This is a genomic window from Nocardioides koreensis (assembly GCF_039531775.1).
Taxonomy (GTDB): Bacteria; Actinomycetota; Actinomycetes; order Propionibacteriales; family Nocardioidaceae; genus Nocardioides; species Nocardioides koreensis.
The window spans coordinates 253,685-280,443 of record NZ_BAAAQR010000002.1; the positions used below are offsets into that span (position 1 = coordinate 253,685).

The following is a 26,759-nucleotide window of genomic DNA, read 5'->3' on the forward strand; positions in this document are numbered from 1 at the left end:
GAGCGTATGACGTCACCCAGCATCCCCCGGGCCGGAAGGGTCGCCCTCCGAGGGCTCGACGAGGAAGATCCGGGCGCCGAGGGCGACCTGGTCCCCGGCGGCGGCGTCGACGGCGGACACCGTGCCGGCGAACGGCGCCTTGAACGCCAGCTCCATCTTCATCGCCTCCATCGCACCGAGGACGTCGCCCTCCGCGACCGCCTGCCCGGGCTCGACCCGGACGTCGAGCACGGTGCCCGGCATCGGGGCGATCACGGCCCCGTCGCTGACGTCGAGGGCGTGGTCGCCGAAGACGTCGGGGCGCTCGAAGACGAACCGCTGGCCCCGGTGCACCGCCTCGACGATGTGCGGCTGCACGTTGACCACGGCCTGCTCGCGGCGACCGTCGATGGTGAGCACGGCGACGTGCCGCTCGGCCGAGAGCTGCCGGACCTCGTGGTCGCCGACCGTGCCGCGGGCGCGGTCGACCGGGACGGTCTCGTCGAGCTCGACCAGGATCGGCGCCGGGTCGGCACCGGAGCGCCACCCGTCGGCGCGGAAGGGGTGGCCGGCGTCCCGCTCGGCCACCAGCATCGCGCTGACCCACGCCACGAACACGCGGGCGAGGTCGCGCGACGGCTCCGGCACGGTGTTCCGGTCCAGCCAGGCGGTGTCGATGGTCGCGTCGCGGAACTCGTCGCTCGCGACCAGGGCACGCAGGAAGCCGGTGTTGGTGGTCAGCCCGAGGACGGCGGTGTCGTCGAGCGCGGCGACCAGCGCCCGGCGGGCGCTCTCGCGGTCGGGCCCGCGCGCGATCACCTTGCCGAGCATGGGGTCGTACGACGTGCTGACCACCTGGCCGCTCTCCAGGGCGTGGTCGACGCGGGCCCGGGCCGGCCAGCGCACGATCGTGGCGGTGCCGGCCTGGGGCAGGAACCCGCCGAAGGAGTCCTCGGCGTAGACCCGCGCCTCGATCGCGTGCCCGCTGATCGCGAGGTCGTCCTGGCCGAACGGCAGCGGCTCGCCGGCCGCCACCCGCAGCTGGAGCTGGACCAGGTCGACGTGCGCACCGGTGGCCCCGGTGGCCCGCTGCTGCGGAGAGGTGCACACCACGACCGACTCGGTGACCGGGTGCTCGACCTGCAGCCGGGTGTTCATCTCCAGGAAGTAGACGTCGCCGGTGGCGTCGTCGAGGAGGAACTCGACGGTGCCGGCGTTCTCGTAGCCCACGTGGGCGGTCAGCGCGACCGCCGCCTCCGTCACGGTCCGCCGGGTCTCCGCCGTGATCGTCGGGGCCGGGGCCTCCTCGAGCACCTTCTGGTGGCGACGCTGGGTGGAGCAGTCTCGCTCGAAGAGGTGCACGACGTTGCCGTGGGCGTCGGCGAGCACCTGCACCTCGATGTGGCGCCCGCGCTCGACATACTTCTCGACCAGGATCGTGTCGTCGCCGAAGGAGCTGGTGGCCTCGCGGCGCGCGGCCGCCACCGCCTCGTCGTACGCCTCGGGCTCGCGCACCACGCGCATGCCCTTGCCACCACCGCCGGCGGCGGCCTTGACCAGCACCGGGAAGCGCATGTCCTCGACCGGGTCGTCGACGGCGTACGCCGGCACCACCGGGACGCCGGCCTTGACCGCGATGTCACGGGCGGCGTCCTTGCGGCCCATCTGCTCCATCACGGCCGCCGAGGGGCCCACGAGCTTGATCCCGGCCGCCTCCACCGCCCGCGCGAACGCGGCCCGCTCGGAGAGGAAGCCGTAGCCCGGGTGGATCGCCGCGGCGCCGGTGGCCCGGGCGGCGGCGACGACCTCGTCGATGTCGAGGTAGCTGCCGACGCGCACCGCGTCGTCGGCCTCCCGGACGTGCGGGGCGCCGTGGTCGAGGTCGGAGTAGATCGCGATGCTGCGCACGCCGAGCGCCCGGCAGGCGCGGATCACCCGCAGCGCGATCTCGCCGCGGTTGGCGATGAGAACCGATTCGAGCATGGCCATCACATTCTGAAGATGCCGTAGGAGGGCTCGGGCACCGGCGCGTTCGCCGCGGCCGCGAGGCCCATGCCGAGCACCCGGCGGGTGTCGGCGGGGTCGATGACGCCGTCGTCCCAGAGCCGGGCGGTGGAGTAGTACGGCGAGCCCTGGTGCTCGTACTGCTCGCGGATCGGGGCCTTGAACTCCTCCTCGGCCTCGTCGCTCCACTCCTGCCCCTTGGCCTCGAGCCCGTCGCGGCGGACGGTCGCGAGCACGGACGCGGCCTGCTCGCCGCCCATCACCGAGATCCGGGCGTTCGGCCACATCCACAGGAACCGCGGGTCGTAGGCGCGACCGCACATACCGTAGTTGCCGGCGCCGAAGGAGCCGCCGATCACGACGGTGAACTTGGGGACCACCGAGCAGGCCACCGCGGTGACCAGCTTGGCGCCGTCGCGGGCGATGCCGCGATTCTCGTACTCGCGGCCGACCATGAAGCCGGTGATGTTCTGCAGGAACACCAGCGGCACGCCGCGCTGGTTGCACAGCTCGATGAAGTGGGCGCCCTTGAGCGCCGACTCGCTGAACAGGATGCCGTTGTTGGCCACGATGCCGACCGGGTAGCCGTGGATCCGGGCGAAGCCGCAGACCAGGGTCTCGCCGTACAGCTTCTTGAACTCGTGGAAGCGGCTGGCGTCCACGACCCGGCGGATCACCTCGCGGACGTCGTAAGGCGTGCGGGTGTCGGCGGGGACGACGTCGTAGAGCGTCTCGGGGTCCTCGTGGGGCTCCTCGGGCTCGTGGACCGGGATCGAGGCGGCGGTGGGGCGCTCGAAGGTCGCGACGATGCTGCGCACGATCGCCAGCGCGTGGGCGTCGTCCTCGGCGAGGTGGTCGACCACGCCGGAGGTGCGGGCGTGCACGTCGCCGCCGCCGAGCTCCTCGGCCGTGACGACCTCACCGGTCGCGGCCTTCACCAGCGGCGGGCCGCCGAGGAAGATCGTGCCCTGCTCCTTGACGATCACGGTCTCGTCCGACATCGCCGGCACGTAGGCGCCGCCGGCGGTGCACGAGCCCATCACGCTGGCGACCTGGGGGATCCCCTTCGCCGACAGGTTGGCCTGGTTGAAGAAGATCCGGCCGAAGTGCTCGCGGTCCGGGAACACGTCGTCCTGCATCGGCAGGAACGCGCCACCCGAGTCGACGAGGTAGAGGCACGGCAGGTTGTTGTCCGCGGCGACGGCCTGCGCGCGCAGGTGCTTCTTGACCGTGATCGGGTAGTAGGTGCCGCCCTTGACGGTGGCGTCGTTGGCCACGACCACGCACTCGCGGCCGCTGACCCGGCCGATGCCGGTCACCACGCCGGCACTCGGGACCGCCTCGGTGCTGCCGTCCCCGCCGTACATGCCGGTCGCGGCCAGCGGGCTCAGCTCGAGGAACGGGCTGCCGGGGTCCAGCAGCCGGTCCACGCGGTCGCGGACGAGCAGCTTGCCCCGGTCGGTGTGCTTCTTGCGCGCGGACGCAGCTCCGCCCTGGCGGGCGAGCGCCAGACGCTCGCGGAGGTCGTCGACGAGCGCCCTGAGGTCCTGGGTCACACGGACAGGTTAGCGATCGTTAACCCCGGCGTAAATGCGGTGCCCCCACCGAGCCGCCCTGTCACCGCGCGAAGACCCGGTCGCCGAGGGCCCAGGTGCCGACCACCTCGGCCGCACCGATCTCGTCGCTCGGCGCGGTGACGACGTCGCGGTCGAGCAGCACCAGGTCGGCGCGGCTGCCGACGAGCAGCTCCCCGGTGTCGGTGCGGTGGTTCACCCAGGCCGACCCCGCGGTGTAGGCCGACAGCGCCACCTCGACCGGGATCGACTGGTCCGCGACCAGGGGCTGGGGCGCGTCCCCCTCGGCGGAGTACGTGGTGCGGTTGACCAGCACGTGGACCGCCGCGACCGGCTCGGGCGGGTTGATCGGCCAGTCGCTGCCCCCGGCGAACCGGGCGCCGGCGCGCAGGACGTCCCGGAACGGGTAGTGCCAGCGGGCACGCTCGGCGTCGAGGTGGGGCATCGCCAGCGACACGGCCGGGGTTCCTCGCTGGGCCCACATGCCCTGCAGGTTGGCGACCACGCCGAGCGCCCGGAACCGGCCGCGGTCCTGGGGGCGCACCAGCTGCATGTGGGCGATCTGGTGCCGCAGGTCGTTGGCCCCGTTGGCCAGCCGCGCCGCCTCGACCGCATCGAGGGCGTCGCGCACGGCCTTGTCGCCGATCGCGTGGAAGTGGCACTGCAGCCCGGCGGCGTCCAGGGCGGTCACCGCCTCCTGGGCCTGCTCGGTGCTCAGGAAGGGCAGGCCCGAGTCGCCGCACGCGCAGTGGAGCTCACCGAGCCACGGCTCGGTGACGGTGGCGGTGAAGGTCTCGCTGATCCCGTCCATCATCACCTTCACCGAGCCGGCGTCGAGCCCGTGCCCGGCCAGCCGGTCGCGCTGGGCGAGCAGCTCCTCGACCTGCTCGGTGCCGCGGTGCCGGTCCCACCACTGCGAGGCGCGCACGTACGCCGTGAGCTCGCCGGCGTCGATGAGGTCGAGGTAGGCCTGGGTCGGGTCGTCGAGGCCGGCGTACCCGCCGATGAGGGCGTCGTGCCAGCCGGTGATGCCCCACGAGTGCAGGTGGCTCTGCGCCTCCCGCAGCGCGTCGGCGTACTCCTCACGGGTGGTCTCGACGTGGTCCCAGACCAGCGCCTGCGCCGCCTCGCGGAGGGTACCGGTCGGGTTGCCGTGGGCGTCGCGCTCGATCCAGCCGTCCGGCGGGTCCGGGGTCTCGGCGGTGATGCCGGCCAGCTCCAGGGCCCGGGTGTTCACCCAGGCGTCGTGGTGGTCGGAGCTGGGGATGAAGGCGGGCTTGTCGGGCACCACGGTGTCCAGCAGCTCGGCGGTGGGCCCCTGCGGGCCGAAGGCCGCCACCGACCAGCCGCCGGCGCGGAACCAGGTGGCGTTGCGCTGACGCTGCGCGGACCCGGACAGGGCGGCGAGGTACTCCTCGACGGTCCCCATCCCGCTCATCTCGCAGCGCAGCCGCTCCAGGCCGCCCACCATCGGGTGCATGTGGGCGTCCTGGAAGCCCGGCATCAGCAGCCCGCCGAGGCAGTCCACCTCCTCGGCACCGGGGCCGACCCGCTCGCGCACCTCGTCTGGGTCACCGATCGCCACGATCCGGCCGTTCCGGGTCCCCAGTGCGCCGGGGCCGACGTGCCGGAGGCCGTCGAAGAGATGGGCGTTGCGGAAGACCTGTGCGCTCACGCAACCGTCGTGCCCCGCCGCACCCACACACATGCCTGCGTCGTACGCCGAGCACGGCGTACGACGCAGGCAGGTGTCAGGCAGGTGTCAGCCGCGGCCGGTCAGCCGGCTCCAGAAGCCGCCGGACCTCTCGGGCTTGGGGTGGCCCGGGCAGCGCTGGGAGCCGGGGACGCCGGCCATGACCTGGTTGACGTGCTGGCCGCAGCCGGCCCAGGTGGTCTTGCCGCACTGGCGGCAGGTGACTGCTCGACACATGGGTGTTGTCTCCTTCGATCGGGTGTGGGGAGGGGGTTGGGGTGGGGGTCAGCCGTGCGAGAACCGGATGTTCGGCAGGATGCGGCCCAGCCAGCGCGGCACGTACCAGGCGGCCCGGCCGGTGAGCCGGAGCATGACGGGGAGCAGCACCAGGCGGACCAGGAACGCGTCCAGGAGGACCGCGATGCCCAGGATGATGCCCATCTCCTTCGGGGGGAGCGGGCCGGACAGGGCGAAGGTGAAGAACACCGCCACCATGACCGCGCCGGCCGCGAAGATCACCCGGCCGGAGTGGGCCAGCGAGCCGACCATGGCGTCCTTGGGGTCACCGGTGTGCTCGAAGTGCTCCTTGGCCGAGGCCAGCAGGAAGACCGTGTAGTCCATCGCGATCGCGAAGATCATCGCGAAGAAGAACACCGGCGCCCAGGCGTCCAGGAAGCCCTGGGACTCGAAGCCGAAGAAGCCGGAGCCCCAGCCCTCCTGGAAGACCAGCCGGGCGACCCCGAAGGCCGCGGCCGTCGAGAGCAGGCTGGCCAGCGTGCCCAGCAGCGCGATCAGCGGCGCCTGGAGGGCGACCAGCAGCAGCAGGAAGCCGAGCGCCAGGATCACGCCGATCACCAACGGGGTGGAGGAGTCGAGCTGGCTCTTGAGGTCGAGGTTCTCGACCGGGGCACCGCCGACGACGGCCGAGGACGGCAGGTCGGCGCGCAGCCGGTCCACGGTGTCCGACAGTGCCGGGTTCGAGGGGTCGACCGTGGGCACGGCCTGGATCAGGACGTGGTCGGTGCCGTCGCTGGCCGGCATCGCGGGCATCACGCCGGCGATCCCGTCGTCCTGGGACAGCACCTTGGCCGTGGCCTTGGCGTCCGCCTTGTCGGCGACGACCTGCAGGGTGCCGGGCGCGCCCTCGCCGAAGTTCTTCTGGACCAGGTCGTAGCCCACCCGCGCGCTGGCGTCCTCGGGCAGCACCTTGATCGACGGCATCGCGGTCTTCAGGCCGAAGATGGGCGCGGCGAGCGCGAGCAGCACGACCAGCGAGGCCAGGCCGAAGAGCACCGGGCGCTTCCAGAGCCGCTCACCCCAGGCCCTGAACTTCGGGGAGGCGTGCTCGCCGGAGTGCACCCAGGGCAGCGACAGCTTGTTGATCCGCTGGTCCAGCTTGAAGAGCACCAGCGGCAGCAGGGTCAGCGTCGCGGCCAGCACGAAGATGACCGAGAGCATGATGCCGCCGGCCATCGAGCGGAACGACGGGGACGGCACCAGCATCACCGCGGACAGCGAGATCAGCACCGTGGCGCCGGAGAGCAGGACGGCCTTGCCGGCGGTGTCCATGGTCTCGGCGATCGCGAGCCGTGGGGAGTCGTGGTCACCCATCCGGGCGGCCCGGAAGCGGACCACCAGGAACAGCGCGTAGTCGATGCCCAGGGCGAGCGCGAACATCATGGCGAAGTTCATCGCCCAGATCGAGACCGGCACGAACTGGTTGATCAGCACCAGCGAGCCGGCCGAGGCGACCAGGCCCGAGAGGGTCAGGATCAGCGGCAGCCCGGCCGCGACCAGGGCGCCGAAGGCCAGCACCAGGATCGCGAGCGTCACCGGCCAGGAGAACAGCTCCGACTTCAGCATCGCGCTGAGGTTGGCCTCGTTGAAGTCCGACCACAGCAGCGAGGCGCCGGTCGGGTTGACCTGCACCTGCTCGGTGGAGAGGTCCTCCAGCGGGCCCTTGAGGTCGGTGGCGGCGCGGACCATGTCGTTGGTGTCCGCGCCGGCGCCGGCCAGCAGCACGGCGGTCGAGCCGTCCGGGCTCAGCGTGGCGCCGGGCTGCGGCTGGACGACCTCGGCGATGCGGGAGTCCTGCTGGAGCATCTTGGTGGCCTTGGCGAGGATCGCCTTGCCGGCGCCCTCGGTGGCCGGGCCGCCGTTGCTGTGCACGACGACCTGGATCGCCGAGCTCGCGTTCCCGCCGAAGTGCTCCTGGGCCAGGTCACGGGCGGCGACGGACTCCGACCCGTTGGCCTGCCAGCCGGCGCCGGAGAGCTCCGCCTCGACCTTGGGCGCGAAGACGCCGAGGCCCACGATCACCAGCAGCCACACCACGGTGGTGGCGCGCGCGTGCCGGGTGACCGCGACCCCGAGCCGGCCCAGGGGGCCGGGTCGGTAGCCGATGTCGGGATCGATGGAAGGTTGCAGGTGGCGACCGGTGGTCGACGTGGACATGAGCTGTCCCTTTCGTGGGAGTGGGTCAGACGAGTGCGGGGAGTGCCTGGGCGGCGGTGGCGACGGCCACCGCCAGGACCAGGCCGGAGAAGGCGGCGGAGAGTCGGCGGGTGTCCGCGCGCGCGGCCAGCCGGGCGCCGAGGACACCCCCGACGGCGGACGCCGCCGTCAGCATCAGGACGAGGCCCCAGTCGGGCTGGACCCCGGTTCCGGCGCGGACCGCGAGCGCGACCGCGCTGGTGATGGTGATGACCACCAGCGAGGTGCCGGCGGCGTACTCCATCGGCAGCGCCAGCGCGAGCACCAGCGCGGGGACGACGAGGAACCCGCCGCCGACCCCGAGGAAGCCGGTCAGCAGGCCGACGACGGTCGCCGTGACCAGCACCTTCAGCGCCCGGGGGCACTGGCAGGCGAAGGTCGGGCTGAACGTGATGATCGGGTCGTCGAGCGTGGGGCGCTGGTAGGGCTCCCGGCCACCGGCCCGGCGGCCGCGCAGCTGGCGCACGACCATCAGCCCGCCGACCACGAGCATCAGCACCGCGAACGCCGCCAGCAGCACCGACTCGGCGACGTGCGCCGAGGCCTTGGCCCCCGCGACCGCGCCCCCGACCGCGACCAGCCCGAAGGCCACGCCCCGGCCGAGCAGCACGTTCCCGGCGCGGTACGCCGTGGCGGCGCCGAGCAGCGAGGTCACGCCGACGACCACCAGCGACCCCGTCGTCGCCTGCGCCGGGCTCTGCCCGAGGGCGTAGACCAGCACCGGGACGGCGAGGATGGAGCCGCCGCCGCCGAGCGCTCCCAGGCTGAGCCCGATCAGCGCACCGGCGACGACGGCCAGGACGACCGTCACGCCTCGGGCCCCACCAGGTGCAGCCCGACCGTCTCGGCGTTGTCGAAGGAGTCGTCGATCGCGACCAGGGTGCGGCCGGCCGCGTCAAGCACCGACGCGGCGACCGACGCGCGGTAGCCACCGGCACAGTGCACCCAGACCTCGCCGGCCGGGACCTCGCCGACCCGGCGGGTCAGCTCGTGCAGCGGGACGTTGACCGCACCGTCGATGCGGGCGGCGTCGTGCTCCTCCTCGCGGCGGACGTCGAGCACGACGACCTCGCGGTGGTGGCGCACCTGGGCCAGGTCGGCGAAGGTGGCGGTCGGGAAGCTGGCCAGCTCCTCGGTCGTCCAGTCCTTCGGGCCGCCGGTGGCGTGCGCGGCCGGACGGTCGATGCCGATCCGGACCAGCTCGCGCTGCGCCTCGGCGACCGCCTCCGGGGTCTCGCCCAGCAGGGTCACCGGGGCGCCCCAGGAGATCAGCCAGCCCAGGTAGGTCGCGAAGCCGCCGTCGAGGCCGAAGTTCAGGGTGCCGCGGACGTGCCCGGCGGCGAAGGCCGTCCGGTTGCGCAGGTCCACGACCCACTCGCCGGCCTCGATCCGGCGGCGCAGCTCGTCCGGGTCGGCCGGCGCGGGCAGGCTCAGGTCCGGCTCGGAGGGGCCGGCGGCGTTGGCCGGCGCCATGTGCGCGTAGTACGCCGGCCAGGCGCCCAGGCCGGCCAGCAGCTCCTTGACGTAGGTCTCCTCGTCCTGGGTCAGCACCGGGTTGCTCTGCTTCTCCTGCCCGATGGTCGACTCGGTCGAGTCGGACTGGGTGGCCGAGCAGAACGAGCCGAACCCGTGGGTCGGGAAGACCCCCGCCTCGTCGGGCAGCAGGTCCGCGAGCCGATGGGCCGACGCGTGCTGGTGCCGCACCAGGTCGTGGGTGTGCTCCTCGCCGAGCAGGTCGGGGCGACCGGTGGCGCCGTACAGCAGCGAGCCACCGGAGAACACCGCCACGGAGCTCGCCAGCTCGCCGTCACCGTCGGTGAGCGCGTAGCTGAGGTGCGTGTAGGTGTGGCCCGGAGTCGCGAGCGCGGTGACCCGCATCCGCCGACCGACCTCGATCGTCTGGCCGTCGCGGATCGGGGTGCGCTCGAAGGAGACCTCGTCCTCGGCGTTCACGAAGTACGCCGCGCCGGTGTGGCGCGCGAGCGCCAGCCCGCCGGTGACGTAGTCGTTGTGGATGTGGGTCTCGAAGACGTGCGTGAGCCGCACCCCGTGCTCGTCGAGCAGCTCCAGCACCCGGTCGATGTCGCGCTGCGGGTCGACGACGAAGGCGACCTCACCGTCGTGGACCAGGTAGCTGCGGTCCCCCAGCGTGGGGGTGTCGATGCTCAGGATGGTCAGGTCGCTCATGACAGACCACTCTCCACCGGGCGACCGGAGCTGATCCAGGCCTTGGTGCCCCCTTCGACGTTGACGGCCTCGAAGCCGTTGGCGGTGAGCAGCTGGCGCATCGCGCCGCTGCGGTTGCCGGAGGCACAGATCAGGTGCACAGGTCGGGACCGGTCCAGCTCGGGAAGCCGGCTGCCGAGCTGACCCATCGGGATCAGCCGGGCCCCCGGCACGTGGGCCTGGGCGTACTCGCCCGGCTCCCGGACGTCGACCAGCACGGCACCGTCGAGCAGGACCTGCTCGAGCTGCGCCACGTCGATCTCGCTCATGATCGGCGGCTCCTTCTCTGGGTTGGATTCTTGCCTTGATGATACCCCGGGGGGTATGTACGATTCACGATAACACCCCAGGGGGTATTGTCAAACCGCACACGAGAGAAGGGGCAGCCATGGCCGCCAACACCCTGACCGCAGAGAACTTCGAGCGCACCGTCGCCGAGAACGACATCGTCCTGGTGGACTTCTGGGCGTCCTGGTGCGGTCCGTGCCGACAGTTCGCGCCTGTCTACGAGCAGGCGTCCCAGACCCACACCGACGTCTTCTTCGGCTCGGTGGACACCGAGGCCGAGCAGGCGCTGGCCGGCGCCGCGCGGATCACCTCGATCCCGACCCTGATGGCCTTCAAGGAGGGCATCCTGGTCTTCTCGCAGCCCGGCGCCCTGCCCGCGGCCGCCCTCGAGCAGGTGATCACCGCCGTGCGCGACCTCGACATGGAGCAGGTCCGTTCCCAGATCGAGGCGACCGAGGGGCAGGAGTCCTGATGGGCTACACCCTCCGGGCCACCGTGGCCCGACCGTACGAGAAGACGGTGGCCGACGTCCGCGGGGCCCTGGCCGACCAGGGCTTCGGGATCCTCACCGAGATCGACCTGAGGGCGACGCTCAAGGCCAAGCTGGACGTCGACGTCGCGCCGCACGTGATCCTCGGCGCCTGCCGGCCGCAGCTGGCCCACCAGGCGCTGCAGATCGACCCGGCGATCGCTACCGTGCTCCCGTGCAACGTCGCCGTCCGGGCGGTCGACGAGAGCACCACCGTCGTCGAGGCCTTCGACCCCGACGCGATGACCCGCCTGGCCGGCGACGCGCTCTGCGACGTGGCGGCCGACGCCCGGCAGCGCCTCGGCGCGGCCCTCGCCACCCTCACCGAGGAGAACTGACCCATGGAGCTCGACCCCCAGGAGATGACCCCTGTCATCAACCGCATCAAGCGCGCCCAGGGCCAGCTGGCCGGCGTGCTGCGGATGCTCGAGGAGGGCCGTGAGTGCGAGGACGTCGTCACCCAGCTCGCCGCGGTCTCGCGAGCGCTGGACCGGGCCGGCTTCGCCATCGTGGCGACCGGCCTCCAGCAGTGCCTCACCGAGGGCGGCGGCGGTGTGAACGACATGGACGTGAAGAAGATGGAGAAGCTCTTCCTCTCCCTCGCCTGAGTTAACGGGCGCTAACCTGAGTGCCGTGACCACGGAGCCGAGCCCGGAACCCGTTCCGGAGCCCGTCCCGGCGCACGGCCCGGCCGTGCCCACGGCGGACGGACGCAGCCGGCGCGACCAGATCCTGGCCACCGCGGCGGAGCTGTTCGCGGCCCGCGGCTTCCACGGCGTCTCGGTCGCCGACCTCGGCGCCGCGTGCGGGATCTCCGGGCCGGCGCTCTACAAGCACTTCGTGTCCAAGGACGCGGTGCTGGCCGAGATGCTGGTCTCGATCAGTGAGGAGCTGCTCGGCGTCGGCCGGGACCGGGTCGCCGACGCACCCGACCCCGGGGCCGCGCTGGCGGCGCTGGTGGACTGGCACGTGGACTTCGCGCTGCGCCACCGCCCGCTCATCGTCGTGCAGGACCGCGACTGGCAGTCGCTGCCGGCCGAGGCGCGCGAGCGGGTCCGCACCCTGCAACGGGAGTACGTCGACCTGTGGGCCGCGCAGCTGCGCCTGGTCCACGGCGACCTGGACCCGGACCGGGCCCGCGCGATGGCCCACGCGGCCTTCGGGCTGATCAACTCCACCCCGCACAGCGGGCTGCTCCCCGACGGGCCCATGCACGGGCTGCTCTGCGAGATGGCGCTGGGCGCGCTCGGCCTCCCGGACGGCACCGCGTCCTGACCCCCGCCGACCCGTCGCCCGTTCAGAACAGGTGGTCGACCGGCTGGTCGTCCTCGTCCAGCAGCCGGAGCAGGGCGGCGGCCCGCAACGCGGCGTCCAGGCCCGTGTCGAGGTCGTCGGTGCCGTCCGGCTCGTCGTCCCCGGCCCCGGCGTGCAGCTCGGCGAGCAGGTCGTCGCGCGGCAGGCCGCGCAGCTGGAGCAGCACGAACGGGTCGGCCTCGATCAGCCAGGTGAGCTGGTGGAGCACCGCGAGCCCGTGCACGCACGGGTCGACCCACGCCGCGCAGGTGCACTCGGTGGCCAGCTCACCGCCGTACGGCAACAGCTCGACGCCGGCCTCCTCGGCGTGCTCGACCAGCGCGTGCGGCAGGTCGCCGGCGAGCAGCGAGGCGATCCGGCCGGCCTCCGCCGCCACCGCCTCGACCAGGCTGGCCCGGGCCGCCGGGTCCAGCACCGGCAGCGTCCCGGAGACGGTCCACAGGCCGGCGCCGTCCTCGACCGCGGCCACGAAGCGGCCCGTGTCGGTGGTGATCCCGCCGAGGTGCCCCGACCTCGACAGCGACCGCGCCGCCACCAGGTCGCGCTCGGCGTACGCCGACTCCTCGACCGCCCTGGTCCATGCCCGGCCCCACCACGTCGTGGCCCGGGTCGTACGCCGCCGCGCAGGCACCGCGGGGTGGACCACTGCGGTCACGGCGACTCCGGGGGTCGCCGCAGCGTCACCAGGTCGCGCAGGTCGTCGTTGCTGAGCTCGGTCAGTGCCGACTCGCCGCGGCCCAGCACCGAGTCGGCCAGCGCGCGCTTGCGGGTCAGCAGCTCCGCGATCCGCTCCTCGATCGTGCCCCGGGTGACGAGGCGGTGCACCTGGACCGGCCGGGTCTGGCCGATCCGGTAGGCCCGGTCGGTGGCCTGCTCCTCCACCGCGGGGTTCCACCAGCGGTCGAAGTGGACCACGTGGTCGGCGCGGGTGAGGTTGAGGCCGGTGCCCCCGGCCTTCAGCGAGAGCAGGAACACCGGCGGGCTGTGCTCGTCGGCGGACTGGAAGCGGGCCACCATGGCCTCGCGCTCGCGCACCGGGGTGCCGCCGTGCAGGAACTGGTGGGGCACGCCGGCCCGGGTCAGGTGGGCCTCCAGCAGCCGGCCCATGGCGACGTACTGGGTGAAGACCAGCACCGCACCGTCCTCGGCGAGCACGGTGCCGACCAGCTCGTCGAGCAGGTCGAGCTTCTCCGACCGCCCGGCCGACTTTCCCGCGGACTGCTTCAAACTCCCTTGTCCGAGAAACTGCGCCGGGTGGTTGCAGATCTGCTTGAGGCCGGTGAGGAGGGCGAGCACCAGCCCGCGCCGCGCGTCCTCGTCGGCGCGCTCGATCCGGTCCATGGTGTCGCGGACGAACGCCTCGTAGAGCACCACCTGCTCGCGGGTCAGCCCGACCGGGTGGTCGGTCTCGGTCTTCGCCGGCAGCTCGGGGGCGATCCCGGGGTCGGACTTGCGACGCCGCAGCAGGAACGGGCCGATCAGGTCCGCGAACTGTCGCGCCTTGGTGGGCTCCAGCCCGGACTCGATGGGTGCGGCCCACACCTTGCGGAAGGCGTTGCGACTGCCCAGCAGCCCCGGTGTCGCCCAGTCGAGGATGGCCCACAGCTCGGTCAGGTTGTTCTCCACCGGGGTGCCGGTCAGGGCGACCCGGGCGGCGCCCGGGATCGCCCGCAGGCCACGGGAGGTCGAGGACCGGGCGTTCTTGACGTGCTGCGCCTCGTCGGCGACGACCAGGTCCCAGCCCACCTCGGCCAGCGCGGCGTGGTCGCGCCTCATGGTGCCGTACGTCGTGAGCACGAAGCCGTCGGTCAGCCCCTCGAGGGAACGCCGGCCGCCGTGGAAGCGCCGGACCGGCACCCCGGGGGCGAACCGCTCGATCTCGGCCTCCCAGTTGCCGAGCAGGCTGGCCGGGCACACCACCAGGGTCGGCCCGACCGGACGTCCGGCGTCCGCCCCCTCGGCCACCCGGTGCAGGTGCAGGGCGATCAGGGTGACGGTCTTGCCGAGCCCCATGTCGTCGGCCAGGCAGGCGCCGAGCCCCAACGCGGTCATCTCGGCCAGCCAGGTGAGCCCCTGGTGCTGGTAGCCGCGCAGGGTGGCGGCCAACCCTGCGGGGACCGGCACCGGCTCCCGGGTGGCGGCCGACAGCAGGCGTTCGCGGACCCGGAGCAGGCTGGCGCCGACGACGACCGGCTCCTCGGTGACCGGGCCCGCGTCGCCGGCCGGGCCGACCTGGACGACGCCCGTGAGCGCGGCGGCCACGGCCTGGGACGGGCGCACCGTGCGGATCAGTCGCTTGCGGGCCTTGCGCGCGACCGCCGGGTCCACGACGGTCCAGCTGCCCCGGAGCTTGAGCACCGGCGCCGCCGAGGAGGCGAGCTGGTCCATCTCCTCGTCGGTCAGGGGGTCGCCGTGGAGGGCGACCTGCCAGTTGAACGAGAACAGCGTGTCGGGGCCGAGCAGGCCCGGCACCAGCGCCTCCTCGCGAGGCGCCGCGGGCGCCCGGTCGAGCACGGCGGTGGTGGTCAGGTCGCGGCCGAGCGACCGCGGCCAGAGCACGTCGACACCGCGCTCCTTCAGCGCGGCGACCCCGTCCTCGAGCAGGCTGACCAGCTCGTCGGTGTCGAGGGTGATCTGGTCGGGGACCCGCAGCTCGAGCAGGCGGTCCAGCACCGGCCAGGCCTCGGCGGCCGCACGCAGGGCGATGCCGGCGTGGGTGCGCGCCCGGTCGCCGAAGCCGTGGCCGGCGCCCGGGCCGGGGTCGGCCCACAGCAGCGCGGCGTCGCAGACGTGCAACGGGTTCTGCGCGTCGTGCACCTGCAGGACGAGCCGGACCGCCCCCGCGACCAGCTCCTCCTCGTCGGCCTCCACCCGCAGGGAGAGCGCGACCAGCTGCGGCTGCCGGGCGGCGGCCCGCTGCCGTGCGATGCGCGCCTGCAGCCGCGCGGTGAAGTCGGCACGCCGGGCGGCGTCCGCCTCCCGGGCCGCGGCGGGCGTGGACGCGGTGGGAGGCGTGGTTCGGCGCCGGTCCCGGCCCCCGGTCACCGGCGCGCTGCGCGGCATCGCGTCGGCCACCGCGTCGAGCACCTCGCGCACCAGCGTCTCGGCCTCCGGGACCGCGAGGCCGTCGTGGGCACGGGCCCGCGCGAGCATCACGACCCGGTCGTGGTCGGCGTCGTCGAGCGCGGACACCCGCCAGGACCGGGCCGAACCGGCCGGTTCGAACTTCCCGGCGGCCACCAGCCGCATGCCGAGCAGCGCCGCCCCGGAGAGCAGGGCCACGCTCGGGTGCAGGTCCTCGCGGGCGTGCGCACGGGTCAGCACCGGCAGGGCGGCCCGGATCGGCAGGGCCACGGTGCGCCGGTCGTCGCTGAACTCCACGACGCCCTCGCGAGGGGGGTCGCCGGCGCGGAAGCTCGCCGGGCCGGTGACGGGAACGAAGCTCAAGCGCAGACCTCACGGCCGGGATGGTGGGGACTCGACGGTAACGCCCGGCACCGACGCCGGGTTCCCGCACCGTGCCGGCTCCTGGACGTGCCGCTGTCTAGGCTCGGGGCATGAGCATCCTCGACGCCTCCCTCGCCCGCCTCGACGGGACGCCGGCGACCCTCGGCGACCTCACCGGTCGCCGCCCCGCCCTCCTCGTCAACGTCGCCAGCAAGTGCGGGCTGACGCCGCAGTACACCGGCCTGGAGCAGCTGCACGAGAAGTACGCCGACTCCGGCTTCACGGTCGTCGGCCTGCCCTGCAACCAGTTCGGCAGCCAGGAGCCGGGCAGCTCGGAGGAGATCGCGGAGTTCTGCTCGGCGACGTACGGCGTCACCTTCCCCATGGCGGGGAAGATCGAGGTGAACGGCGAGGGGCGCCACCCGGTGTACGCCGAGCTGGTCGCGACCCCCGACGAGAAGGGCCGGGCCGGCGACATCACCTGGAACTTCGAGAAGTTCCTCGTCGACGGCGACGGCCGCGTGGTCGCCCGCTTCTCCCCCGGCGTCGAGCCGGACGACGCCCGGGTGGTCCGGGAGATCGAGTCGCTGCTGTCCTGACCGGGTCCGCGGGTGACCCATCCCACCCGCGGACCCGGCAGTTCCGGGTGCGGCTGTCGGCGGGCCCACCTAGCCTCGTCCGGTGACCACCGACCTCTCACCCAGTCCCGCCGGTCCCCAGGCCGACAAGCTCGACCGCGGCGTGCTCGTCGTCGCCGGCGTGGTCGTGCTCGGCGCGATCATGTCGATCCTCGACATCACCGTCGTGTCGGTGGCGCTGAAGACCTTCCAGGCCGAGTTCGACGCCACCTCCGCCGAGGTCGCGTGGACGATGACGGGCTACACCCTGGCCCTGGCCAGCGTGATCCCGCTGACCGGCTGGGCCGCCGACCGGTTCGGCACCAAGCGGCTCTACCTGCTCGCCGTGCTGCTGTTCGCGGCCGGCTCGGCGCTCTGCGCGGCGGCCAGCTCCCTGGAGGTGCTGGTCGCGTTCCGAGTGCTCCAGGGCATCGGCGGCGGGATGCTGATGCCGCTCGGCATGACCATCCTGACCCGGGCCGCCGGCCCGGAGCGGGTCGGCCGGGTGATGGCGGTCCTGGGCATCCCGATGCTGCTCGGCCCGATCTTCGGCCCGATCCTCGGCGGCGCCCTGATCGACTCGGCGAGCTGGCACTGGATCTTCCTGATCAACGTGCCGATCGGCGCGCTCGCGATCACGTACGCCGCCCTGGTGCTGCCGGCCGACCACGTGGAGCCGTCGGAGACCTTCGACTGGCTGGGCATGGTGCTGCTCTCACCCGGCCTCGCGGCCTTCCTGTACGGCGTCTCCTCGATCCCGTCCGCGGGCACCGTGCGGGACGCCCAGGTGCTGGTCCCGGCGATCATCGGCGCCCTGCTGATCGGCGCCTTCGTCCCGTGGGCGCTGCACCGCCGCAACATCCACCCGCTGGTCGACCTGCGCCTGTTCCAGAACCCGCGGATGACCGTCGCCGTGATCGCCATGTCGCTGTTCGCGATCGCGTTCTTCGGGGCCAGCCTGCTCTTCCCGCTCTACTTCCAGACCGTCCGCGGGGAGGACGCCCTCGGCGCCGGCCTGCTGCTCGCCCCGCAGGGCATCGGCGCGATGCTGACGATGCCGGTCGCGGGCGTGCTCGCCGACCGGATCGGCCCCGGCAAGATCGTGATGGCCGGCATCGTCGTGATCACCGTCGGGATGGGCATGTTCACCCAGCTGACCGAGACCACGTCGTACACCTTCCTGCTCTCGGCGCTCTTCGTCATGGGCCTGGGCATGGGCGGCACGATGATGCCGATCATGTCGGCGGCGCTGCAGACCCTGCAGGACCACACCATCGCCCGCGGCTCCACGCTGATGAACATCGTCCAGCAGGTCGCCGCCTCGATCGGCACGGCGGTGTTCTCGGTGCTGCTGACCAACGGGATCCTGGACCACGTGGACCCGACCGACCCGCGGTCGGTCCCCGCGGACCTGGCCGGGGTCTACGCGGGCGTGTTCGTCGTCGCCACCTTCATGGTCGCCGCCGTGCTCGTCCCGGCCTGGTTCCTGCCGCGCAGCCGGCCCGTGCGGGCGGTGGACCCGGCGGTGCTCGCCGGCCACTGAGCTCCCGCGGGGCCGGAGGTCGCTCCGGTCCCGGCGTGACCTGACGCACGTCGACCGTGTGACCCAGCACCCGCCGACCCCCGCTCCTGAGCGTGGGGCGGCGGGTGTCCTGCCTCGTGCGTGACCGCGACCACGCCGCCTCGACTTGCGTGGCCGGGGCCGTCCTCGACACGGTGGTCGATCCAGCGCGACTCACGCAGCGCGCCTTTCGACGCACGACCGGCCCGCTCGGGTGGCCGTCCGCCGTCGACACCGTCCGCACCCGGGCGTCCCGTACGACGCCCGCGCGCCCGTCGACTTCCGAAAGGTCCCGCACGTGTCCCTTGTTCTCTCCCGTCACCAGTCCCCCGACGCGCCCACCACCGGCCGCGTCGTCTCCCCGACCGAGATCATCAGGCTCCCGGTCCGCAGCCGTCTGGCGATGCCGACCCGCCCGCGCGAGATCGTCGCCGTCATCGACCCCGTCTGGTCGGTCCCCGGCGGCGACGTCACCGCCTCGGCCCGCCCCTCCGAGGAGATGGCCCGGGCGGCCGCGGAGCGGCTCACCCGCTTCCTCCAGCCGGGCGAGGTCGTGGCCGGCACCCCCGAGGGCCGGCTGACCCTGCGCCTGCGGCACGAGGACCGCGCCGCGCGGCCGGTCCGGCTCCAGGAGATGGCCTACCACGCGATCGAGGTCCTCGACCGCCTCGACGTCAGCGACGGCGTCATCGACCTCGGCGTCGGCTGGGCCCCGATCACCCGCAAGCAGGACCCGCGCCAGGCCGAGCAGCACGCCACGGCCGCGGCCGCCGAGTCCGTCAACCAACGCGACCACCAGCCCCGCCAGCAGGGCCTGCACGTGAAGACCCGTCACAAGGCGGTCACGTGGGTCAGCGCCAGCCGGCAGATGCTGCTCGCCACGGTCGGCAGCGTGCTGCTCCCGTTCCTGCTCCTGGTCGGGCTCTCGATGGTCGGCATCGACCTGTCCGGGCCGCTGTACTGGGTCCTGGTAGCGGCGCTGGGCGTCACCGCGCTCACCATCTGGGCGGAGTGCTCGCAGGCCCTCGAGCCGCCGAGGCTGCCGGCCGCCCCCGCCGGGCCCGCTCCCCGCGCCACCGCGGTGATCGCGGCGTACCTGCCCAACGAGGCCGACACGATCATCGAGACCGTGCGCGCGTTCCTCGGGCAGCACTACTCCGGCGGCCTGCAGATCGTGCTGGCCTACAACACCCCGGTGCCCCTGGAGGTCGAGGACGACCTGGCCCGGATGGACCGCGAGCACCCGGACCTGACCGTGCTCAAGGTCCCCGACAGCACCTCCAAGGCGCAGAACGTCAACGCCGCGCTCCGGGTGGCCGAGGGCGAGTTCGTCGGGATCTTCGACGCCGACCACCACCCCGCCCCCGGCTCCTTCGACCGCGCCCGGCGCTGGATCGCCGACGGCGCCGACGTCGTGCAGGGTCACTGCGTGATCCGCAACGGCGAGGACTCCGCCCTGGCGAAGCTGATCGCGGTCGAGTTCGAGCAGATCTACGCCGTCTCGCACCCCGGCCGCACCGCGCTCTACGGCTTCGGCATCTTCGGCGGCTCGAACGGCTACTGGCGGGCCTCGGCGCTGGAGCAGATCCGCCTGCGCGGTTCCTTCCTCACCGAGGACATCGAGGCCTCCATGCGCGTGCTCGAGGCGGACGGCCGGATCGTCAACGACCCGGGCCTGGTGAGCCACGAGCTCGCCCCCGACACGACCCGCGCGCTGTGGAAGCAGCGGATGCGCTGGGCCCAGGGCTGGTTCCAGGTCTCGCTGCGCCACATGTGGCCGATCCTGCGCAAGCCGACGCTGAGCCTGCGCCAGAAGATCGGCGTGGCCTACCTGCTCGGCTGGCGCGAGGTGTACCCGTGGATCGCGATGTCGGTCTGGCCGCTCTTCGGCTTCCTGGCCTGGCGCGACGGCGGCTTCGAGCTCGGCTCGCCGATGTTCCTGCTGCTGACGCTCTTCACGACCGTCTCCGGCCCGCTGCAGACACTGGCCGCGTGGCGGCTGGCCACGCCCGAGCTGCGCCGGCACCCCTGGTGGTTCGTCGGCGCCGGCCTGGCCAACCTGCTCTTCTACACCGAGGCCAAGAACCTCGTGAACCGGATCGCGCACCTCAAGCAGTTCCGCGGTGAGCACCAGTGGGTCGTCACGCCGCGCACCGCCGCGAGCGCGGGCTCCACCGACACCGACCGCGACGACACCCGTACCGCTACGGAGGTGGCCGCATGACCACGACCCTCACCCCCGCGAACCCGACCCTGGCCGAGGCCCCCGCCACCGACCCCGGCGACGGACCGCGTGCCCGGCGCGTGGTCTTCCCGCTGGGCTGGCTGCGCGGCATCGCCGCGCTGGCCGTGGTGACCTTCCACGCCTACCAGCACAACCGGTCCGGCGCCGACAGCGCGTGGCCGTGGTCCGGCGCCGCCCACCAGGCGATGCTCGGCACCGACCTGTTCGTCGACATGTTCTTCGTGCTCTCCGGGCTGGTCCTGTGGCTCCCGGTCGTGCGCTCGGCCATCGACGGCGAGCGCGGCCGCCCCGGACGGGTGCTGCTCTACCGCCGGATGGCACGCCTGGTCCCGCTCTACGCCACCGTGGTGCTGGTCGTGTGGGCCGTCACCAACCCGGTGTGGCCGGGCCACTGGCAGGACCTGGTGCTGCACCTGACGTTCACCCACGTCTACAGCGACACCTACATCTTCTGGACCGACGGCCCCGCGTGGTCGTTGGCGGTGGAGTTCCACTTCTACCTGCTGATGGCGCTCGCGGTCCCGGTGGTCAACGCCGCGGCCCGTCGTACGTCGAGCCGGGCCGGGCGGATCGCGGTCGTCTCGGCGCTCCCGGTGCTGTCCGCCGTGGTCGGGGTGGCGTACCTGCTGTGGGCGACGGTGCTGACCAGCCAGTCCCCCGAGAACTGGTCGATCTGGTTCTCCCCCCTCTCGCGCGGAGCCGACTTCGGCCTCGGCATGGGCCTGGCCGTGCTCAGCGCGGCGGGGCTCCGCCTGTCCGGCCGGGTCCGCGCCACGGCCGCCCTCGTCGGCACCGCGGCCCTGGCCGCGCTGGTGATGACCCGTCCGATCAGCACCACCGGCGAGTGGTGGCACCCGCTGTACGCCGCGGCGATCACGGTCGCACTGGCCTCGGTGGTGCTGCACGACGGCCCGTGGCCCGCCTGGCTCGACTGGAAGCCGCTGGTCTGGATCGGGACCCTCGGCTACGGCGTCTACCTGATCCACGAGCCGGTGATGCGGTTCCTGGACTGGCTCGGACTGCTGCCCGACGCCCGGCCCGGTGCGTGGTTCCTGGTGAGCGCCGTCGTGGTCGCCCTGCCCACCCTCGCCGTCGCCTGGGTCAGCTCCCGCACCGTCGAGGCCGCCGGCCTGCGCCTGCTGTCGATGATCGACCGGGACGGCAGGCCGCGGGACTACTACGCGCACCTGTCCGAGGACGAGGGGGCGGCGGCAGTTTCACCGGGCCGGCCGGTGAAACCGGCACTTGTCAGGGGGCAGACCCCCTGACAAGTACCACTTCTCCCGGACAGGTCGGCCCGGGTCAGCCCTGCTTGACCTTCAGGGTCGTCGGCACCTCGTCGGCGACCTCGCCGGCCGCGGTCTCGGTGACCACGTCGACGGTGAAGGTGCCGGCGTCATCGCCGAAGCAGGCCTGCGGGACCGAGACGACGACCTGGCCGGAACGTCCCGACGAGACCGAAGCCTTGATGCCCGAGCAGTCCACGGCGGTGGGCTCGGTCGCGTCCGCGGCGGTGGTCTCCAGGGTGGCGCCGACCTTCTTGCCCGGGCCGGCCTGGACGGTGCGCGCGACGTAGGTCGCCGCGCCCTCGGTGGCCGGGGTGAGTGTGGCCACCACGTGGCTGCGGCCGGCCGAGGCCTTCTGCAGCTTGGTGTGGACGACCAGCTTCTTCTCGGTGTTCTTGACGGTGACGCGGGTGATGTCGGCCGCGGGGGCCGCGTCGTCCGCGGCGTCCTTGACGGTCTTCTGGGCGGCGAAGGCGCCGCCGCCGGTGACGACCAGCGCGCCGGTGAGCAGTGCGGTGGCGGCGTGACGGGCACGAATCATGGGTGTAACCCTTCCGAGAGCTGCGATGCCGCCCCCCGCCGGCGATGTCGAGACGAGGCTAGGGCCCGGAGGCGGTCCGGGCAGGGCAAACGGAGAAACTCGCGCTCAGGACTGCAGCGCCAGCGCGAGCGGCAGCACCTCGGTGGCGCCGGCCCGGCGGACGGCCCAGGCGGCCAGCGTCATCGTCCAGCCGGTGGCGACCAGGTCGTCGACGACCAGCACGCGCCGGCCCTCCAGCGGCCGGTCGTCCGACGACGGGACCTCGAGGCGGAACCGGCGGCCCACGGCGGCGACCCGCTGGGCGGAGTTCATCGCCCCCTGGCCCGGCTCCACGGACGGGTCGACGATGGCGTACCGACCGAGCACCGGCACCCGGAGGTAGCGCGCGAGGCCGTCGGCGAGGTCGGCGGTGAGGGTCGCCCGGGTCGCGGAGTCGACCACGACGATGCCGTCGACGGCGGGGCGCCAGTCGCCGAGGACCTCGATGACCGCCTTGACCAGCGGCACCGGCACCGGCCCGTCCGGCTCGCCCGGCCGGAACAGGTCGCGCAGCGCCTGGCCGTAGCCGAGGTCGGTCAGCCGTGCCACCGCGCGGCCCTCGCTCGCGCCCTCGGCGATCTTCCCGCGCAGGTCGACGCCGAGGTTGGCCAGCGCGGTCGGCCACATCTTGCGGGGCTCGAGCACAACCCCCGGCCGGGACAGCCGCGCCCCGGCCTCCTCCACGGCCGCCGCCGACACCTCCGCGGAGAGGTCGAGGCCGCCGCAGTTGTCGCAGCGCCCGCACTCCTCGGCCGCGGGGTCGTCGAGCTGGTCGCGCAGGAACCACATCCGGCACCGGTCGGTGGCGAGGTAGTCCAGCATCGCCTGCTGCTCCCGCTCGCGGGCCTCGGTGACGCGGGCGTAGCGCTCGGCGTCGTACTCCCACGGCCGGCCGGTGGCCTCCCAGCCGCCGCGCACGCGGCGTACGGCGCCGTCCACGTCGAGGACCTTGAGCATCGTCTCGAGGCGGTTGCGGTTGAGCTCGACGTAGGTCTCCAGGCCCGCGGTGCTCATCGGCCGGCCCTCCGCGGCCAGCACGTCGATCGTGCGGCGCACCAGCTCCTCCCGCGGGAACGCCAGCGACGCGAAGTAGGCCCAGATGTCGCGGTCCTCGATCGCGGGCAGCAGCACCACGGTGGCCCCCTCCGGCGGCAGAGTCGTGCCGCGCCCGGCGCGGCCGACCTGCTGGTAGTAGGCGACCGGGGAGGACGGCGCCCCCATGTTGACGACGAACCCGAGCGTGGCGTCGAAGCCCATCCCCAGCGCGCTGGTCGCGACCAGGGCCTTCACCCGGCCGGCGGCGAGGTCCTGCTCGAGCGCGTGCCGCTCGGTGGGGTCGGTCTGCCCGGAGTACGCCGCGACGTCGTGGCCGCGGGAGCGCAGGTAGTCGGCGATCTCCTGGGTGGCCGCGACGGTGAGGCAGTAGATGATCCCCGACCCGGGCTGCTCGGCGAGGTGGTCGGCGAGCCAGGCCAGCCGCTGCTCGGCGGTCTTCAGCCGGACCACCCCCAGCCGCAGCGACTCGCGGTCGAGGGTGCCGCGCAGGACGAGCACCTCGCCGCGGCCGCCCCGGCTCTCGTCGACGCTGCCGAGCTGCTCGGCGACGTCGGCGGTCACCCGGGCGTTCGCGGTGGCGGTCGTGGCCAGCACGGGGATGCCGTCGGGCAGGTCGGACAGCAGGGTGCGGATCCGGCGGTAGTCGGGGCGGAAGTCGTGGCCCCAGTCCGAGATGCAGTGGGCCTCGTCGACCACGAGCAGGCCGCAGGTCTCGGCGAGCTTGGGGAGCACCTCGTCGCGGAACCCGGGGTTGTTGAGCCGCTCCGGGCTCACCAGCAGCACGTCCACCTCGCCCGCACGGATCGCGTCGTGGATCGGCTGCCAGTCCTCGATGTTGGTCGAGTTGATCGTCACCGCCCGGATCCCGGCCCGCTCCGCGGCGGCGATCTGGTTGCGCATCAGGGCCAGCAGCGGGGAGACGATCACCGTGGGCCCCGCGCCGGCCTCGCGGAGCAGCAGGGTCGCCACGAAGTAGACCGCGGACTTGCCCCAGCCCGTGCGCTGCACGACCAGGGAGCGCCGGTGGTCGACGGCGAGCGCCTCGATCGCCGTCCACTGGTCCTCGCGCAGCCGGGCGTCGCTCTGCCCGTCTCTGGGCCCGACGAGGGCGCGCAGGTGGGCCTCCGCCTGCTCGCGGGTCTGCTGGCGCACGTCGGTCGACTGGGTGGGGCTCACCCCGACTGTCTACCAGCGGCACCCGACACCCGGCGTACCCCCTCCACAGGGCTCTGGGGTCTCAGGCGGCGGGGCCGCGCCCACGTACGTCGGCCACCGCGCCCATGGCGTCGCGCAGCTCGGTCAGCCAGTCGCCCTCGTGCTGCCCGACCAGGCGCACGCACCAGGACAGCGCCTCCGAGCGGGACCGGGCCACGCCGGCCTCCACGAGCGTGTCGAGCACCAACCGCTCCGGCTGCCGCAGCCGGGTCATCACGGGCGCCGCGACGTGTGTCCACAGCTCCTCCCGCTCGCCGACCCGGACGCCCCACGACACCTTCCGCTCGAAGCGGTGCTGGGCCTCGCGGGCGATCTCCATGCGGTGCTCGCGGGTCTCCTCGCGGAACGCCTTCGCGCGCCCGGCCCGGGCCTCGGCGAGCTCCACCTCGGACGGCGCCTCCTCGCCCGCGGAGGCGCCGCCGGCGAGCTCCACGTCGGGCACGGTGAGGACGACGGTGACCTCCTCGCGGTCGACCGTGACCCGGGGCCGGTCGGCCATCCACTCCTCGGGCAGGCGGCCGGCGAACCAGCCGCGGACCCGCTCCTGAATCTCGTTCGTAATCATGTAATCAGCATTACATCGGCACCTGAGGGATTCAAGGAGACGGATCCACGCAAATGGCCGGAGGGGCGCCCCCGCGACGGGGGCGGCCCTCCGGCCGTGCGGTTCAGCCGCGAGGAGCGGCGGTCACCAGATCCGGACGCGCTCCGCGGGGTCGAGCCAGAGCCCGTCGCCCTCGGTGGTGCCGAAGACCTCGTGGAACTCGTCGAGGTTGCGCACGATGTTGGCGCGGAACTCGGCGGGCGAGTGCGGGTCGATGGTGAGGAACTGCAGCTCCTGCTCCTTGCGGCGCTTGGTGCGCCAGCAGTAGGCCCAGTTCATGAACAACCGCTGCCGGTCCTCCACCGAGGCCTGGCCGCCCTGGGCGATCAGGAACGCCGTGTGGCCGATGGTGAGCCCGCCGAGGTCGCCGATGTTCTCGCCGACGGTCAGCGCACCGTTGACGTGCTCGCCCGGCAGGGTGCGCGGCTCGAACGCGTCGTACTGCTCGACGAGGGCCTTGGACTTCACCTCGAAGGCGGCCTTGTCGGTGGGGGTCCACCAGTCGTTGAGGTTGCCGGCGCCGTCGTACTGCGCACCCTGGTCGTCGAAGCCGTGGCCGATCTCGTGACCGATGACCGCGCCGATGCCGCCGTAGTTCTCGGCCGGGTGGGCGTCCGGGCTGAAGAACGGCTTCTGCAGGATGCCCGCCGGGAAGCAGATCTCGTTGGTGCCGGGGTTGTAGTAGGCGTTCACGGTCTGCGGCAGCATGAACCACTCGTCGCGGTCGACCGGCGCCCCGATCTTGGCCAGCTGGCGGTCGGTCTCGAAGGCCGAGGCGGCCGCGACGTTCCCGAGCAGGTCGTCGGCCCGCACGTGCAGCGCGGAGTAGTCGCGGAACTTCTTCGGGTAGCCGATCTTCGGGTTGAAGGTCTCGAGCTTCTCGTAGGCCCGCTGCTTGGTCTCCTCGGTCATCCAGTCCAGGCGCGAGATCGAGTCGCGGTACGCCGCGAGCAGGTTGGCCACCAGGTCGTCCATCATCGCCTTGGAGCTCGGCGGGAAGTGCCGGGCGACGTACTCCTTGCCGACCGCCTCGCCGATCGCCCCCTCGACCAGGGCGACGCCGCGCTTCCAGCGGGCCCGCAGCTCGGGGGTGCCGTTGAGGGTGCGGCCGTAGAAGTCGAAGTTGGTCTCGACGAAGTCGTCGGTGAGGTACGGCGCCGCGGAGCGCAGCACGTGGACCACCATCCACGACTTCCAGTCCTCGATCGGCACCTCGTCGAGGACCGTCGAGAGGTGGGCGAAGTACGACGGCTGGCGCACGCAGCTCTCGGCGACGGTGCGGTCGTTGCCGCCGAGGTTGGTGACGTAGGCGTCCCAGTCGAACGACGGGCACAGCTCCTTGAGCTGCTCGGCCGTCGTCAGGTTGTAGGTCTTCTGCACGTCCCGGGTCTCGGCACGCTCCCAGTGCCCCCGGGCCAGGCGGGTGTCGATGTCGAGCACCGTGGCCGCCTTGCCGGCGGCGTCGTCGACCTCGGCCAGCGTGAGCAGCTTCTCCAGGTAGGCGACGTACTTCTCGCGGACCTCGGCGAACTTGTCCTCGCGGTAGTACGACTCGTCGGGCAGGCCCAGGCCGCCCTGCACGAGGTGGAAGAGGTAGCGGTCCGACTGGCGGTCGTCGGTGTCGACGTAGGAGCCGAACAGCCCGTGCCCGCCGATCCGCTCGAACTCGCCGAGGAACGCCGCGAGGTCGCGCACGTCGCGCAGCCCCCCGACCGCGTCGATCAGCGGCTGGACCGGCCGCCGCCCCTTGTGGTTGATCGCCTCGGTGTCCATGAACGACGCGAAGATGTCGCCGATCTTGGTGGCGTCCTCGCCGAGGCCCTGGTCACCGTGGGTCACCGCCGCGGCGAGGTCCTCGATGATCCGGTGCACCTGCTCCTCGGCGGCGTCCGCCAGCTGCACGAACGGTCCCCAGCTCGACCGGTCCGAGGGGATCTCGACCTCGTCGAGCCAGCGCCCGTTGACGTGCCCGAACAGGTCGTCCTGCGGGCGGATGTCGGGGTTCATGCCCTCACGGGCCTCATCCAGGATGCTCACGCCCCGACCCT

Annotated in this window: 22 protein-coding genes; 8 read left to right on the plus strand and 14 right to left on the minus strand. The window is 73.0% G+C overall.

Features of this window, described 5'->3' with window-relative positions:
* Positions 1-12: 12 nt before the first annotated feature.
* From ABD268_RS05330 to ABD268_RS05365, 8 genes are all read right to left on the minus strand, one after another.
* Positions 13-1,962 carry an acetyl/propionyl/methylcrotonyl-CoA carboxylase subunit alpha gene (locus ABD268_RS05330; protein ID WP_344148690.1) on the minus strand — a complete coding sequence of 650 codons (1,950 nt, stop codon included), beginning with the start codon at positions 1,960-1,962 and terminating at the stop codon, positions 13-15.
* Between the two features lie 5 nt (positions 1,963-1,967).
* Complete coding sequence (locus ABD268_RS05335; protein WP_344148693.1) at positions 1,968-3,539, minus strand: carboxyl transferase domain-containing protein; 1,572 nt, start codon at positions 3,537-3,539, stop codon at positions 1,968-1,970.
* Positions 3,540-3,600: 61 nt separating this feature from the next.
* Entirely contained in the window at positions 3,601-5,232 is a 1,632-nt protein-coding gene (locus tag ABD268_RS05340) for an amidohydrolase (RefSeq protein ID WP_344148696.1), read from the minus strand.
* 87 nt (positions 5,233-5,319) lie between these two features.
* Positions 5,320-5,487 (minus strand): hypothetical protein, encoded by a 168-nt coding sequence (locus ABD268_RS05345; protein ID WP_344148699.1) that lies wholly within the window; start codon positions 5,485-5,487, stop codon positions 5,320-5,322.
* Positions 5,488-5,535: 48 nt separating this feature from the next.
* On the minus strand, positions 5,536-7,704 hold the full coding sequence (locus ABD268_RS05350; protein WP_344148702.1) for an MMPL family transporter: 2,169 nt from the start codon (positions 7,702-7,704) through the stop codon (positions 5,536-5,538).
* Between the two features lie 25 nt (positions 7,705-7,729).
* On the minus strand, positions 7,730-8,554 hold the full coding sequence (locus tag ABD268_RS05355) for a sulfite exporter TauE/SafE family protein (RefSeq protein ID WP_344148705.1): 825 nt from the start codon (positions 8,552-8,554) through the stop codon (positions 7,730-7,732).
* Positions 8,551-9,930 (minus strand): MBL fold metallo-hydrolase, encoded by a 1,380-nt coding sequence (locus tag ABD268_RS05360; RefSeq protein ID WP_344148708.1) that lies wholly within the window; start codon positions 9,928-9,930, stop codon positions 8,551-8,553. The genes ABD268_RS05355 and ABD268_RS05360 overlap by 4 nt, the downstream gene beginning before the upstream one ends.
* Entirely contained in the window at positions 9,927-10,238 is a 312-nt protein-coding gene (locus ABD268_RS05365) for a rhodanese-like domain-containing protein (RefSeq protein ID WP_344148710.1), read from the minus strand. Before ABD268_RS05365 ends, ABD268_RS05360 begins: the two co-directional genes overlap by 4 nt.
* Positions 10,239-10,357: 119 nt before the next feature.
* Between ABD268_RS05365 and trxA the strand changes: the two genes are divergently transcribed.
* The 4 genes from trxA to ABD268_RS05385 are packed head-to-tail and all read left to right on the plus strand — an operon-like array spanning position 10,358 to position 12,061.
* Complete coding sequence (trxA, locus tag ABD268_RS05370; protein WP_344148713.1) at positions 10,358-10,729, plus strand: thioredoxin; 372 nt, start codon at positions 10,358-10,360, stop codon at positions 10,727-10,729.
* Positions 10,729-11,124: a DUF302 domain-containing protein gene (locus ABD268_RS05375; RefSeq protein ID WP_344148716.1), complete on the plus strand. Its 396-nt coding sequence runs from the start codon at positions 10,729-10,731 to the stop codon at positions 11,122-11,124. The genes trxA and ABD268_RS05375 overlap by 1 nt, the downstream gene beginning before the upstream one ends.
* A 3-nt stretch (positions 11,125-11,127) precedes the next feature.
* Positions 11,128-11,394, plus strand: coding sequence for a metal-sensitive transcriptional regulator (locus ABD268_RS05380; RefSeq protein ID WP_344148719.1), 267 nt, complete (start codon positions 11,128-11,130; stop codon positions 11,392-11,394).
* A gap of 25 nt (positions 11,395-11,419) precedes the next feature.
* Positions 11,420-12,061, plus strand: a complete 642-nt coding sequence (locus ABD268_RS05385; RefSeq protein WP_344148722.1) for an SACE_7040 family transcriptional regulator — start codon at positions 11,420-11,422, stop codon at positions 12,059-12,061.
* A 22-nt stretch (positions 12,062-12,083) separates the two neighbouring features.
* On the opposite strand, the gene ABD268_RS05390 is transcribed toward ABD268_RS05385, so the two are convergent.
* Both ABD268_RS05390 and ABD268_RS05395 read right to left on the minus strand, forming a co-directional pair.
* Positions 12,084-12,755 (minus strand): SWIM zinc finger family protein, encoded by a 672-nt coding sequence (locus ABD268_RS05390; RefSeq protein ID WP_344148725.1) that lies wholly within the window; start codon positions 12,753-12,755, stop codon positions 12,084-12,086.
* The gene (locus ABD268_RS05395) at positions 12,752-15,547 is read right to left on the minus strand and encodes a DEAD/DEAH box helicase (RefSeq protein WP_344148728.1); all 2,796 of its coding nucleotides are present in this window, start codon (positions 15,545-15,547) and stop codon (positions 12,752-12,754) included. The genes ABD268_RS05390 and ABD268_RS05395 overlap by 4 nt, the downstream gene beginning before the upstream one ends.
* 110 nt (positions 15,548-15,657) lie before the next feature.
* Between ABD268_RS05395 and ABD268_RS05400 the strand changes: the two genes are divergently transcribed.
* The 4 genes from ABD268_RS05400 (at position 15,658) to ABD268_RS05415 (ending at position 21,238) form a co-directional block, all read left to right on the plus strand.
* Positions 15,658-16,146 carry a glutathione peroxidase gene (locus tag ABD268_RS05400; RefSeq protein ID WP_344148731.1) on the plus strand — a complete coding sequence of 163 codons (489 nt, stop codon included), beginning with the start codon at positions 15,658-15,660 and terminating at the stop codon, positions 16,144-16,146.
* 82 nt (positions 16,147-16,228) lie between these two features.
* The gene (locus ABD268_RS05405; protein ID WP_344148734.1) at positions 16,229-17,707 is read left to right on the plus strand and encodes a DHA2 family efflux MFS transporter permease subunit; all 1,479 of its coding nucleotides are present in this window, start codon (positions 16,229-16,231) and stop codon (positions 17,705-17,707) included.
* A gap of 316 nt (positions 17,708-18,023) precedes the next feature.
* Positions 18,024-19,949, plus strand: a complete 1,926-nt coding sequence (locus ABD268_RS05410; protein WP_344148737.1) for a glycosyltransferase family 2 protein — start codon at positions 18,024-18,026, stop codon at positions 19,947-19,949.
* Positions 19,946-21,238 carry an acyltransferase family protein gene (locus tag ABD268_RS05415; RefSeq protein WP_344148740.1) on the plus strand — a complete coding sequence of 431 codons (1,293 nt, stop codon included), beginning with the start codon at positions 19,946-19,948 and terminating at the stop codon, positions 21,236-21,238. Before ABD268_RS05410 ends, ABD268_RS05415 begins: the two co-directional genes overlap by 4 nt.
* A gap of 34 nt (positions 21,239-21,272) precedes the next feature.
* Here the strand turns inward: ABD268_RS05415 and ABD268_RS05420 are convergent, their stop codons facing one another.
* From ABD268_RS05420 to ABD268_RS05435, 4 genes are all read right to left on the minus strand, one after another.
* On the minus strand, positions 21,273-21,797 hold the full coding sequence (locus tag ABD268_RS05420; RefSeq protein WP_344148743.1) for a hypothetical protein: 525 nt from the start codon (positions 21,795-21,797) through the stop codon (positions 21,273-21,275).
* Positions 21,798-21,902: 105 nt separating this feature from the next.
* Positions 21,903-24,068 (minus strand): RecQ family ATP-dependent DNA helicase, encoded by a 2,166-nt coding sequence (locus ABD268_RS05425; RefSeq protein WP_344148746.1) that lies wholly within the window; start codon positions 24,066-24,068, stop codon positions 21,903-21,905.
* A 61-nt stretch (positions 24,069-24,129) separates the two neighbouring features.
* Complete coding sequence (locus tag ABD268_RS05430) at positions 24,130-24,672, minus strand: hypothetical protein (protein WP_344148749.1); 543 nt, start codon at positions 24,670-24,672, stop codon at positions 24,130-24,132.
* Positions 24,673-24,795: 123 nt separating this feature from the next.
* The gene (locus tag ABD268_RS05435; protein WP_344148752.1) at positions 24,796-26,748 is read right to left on the minus strand and encodes a M13 family metallopeptidase; all 1,953 of its coding nucleotides are present in this window, start codon (positions 26,746-26,748) and stop codon (positions 24,796-24,798) included.
* Positions 26,749-26,759 lie beyond the last annotated feature (11 nt).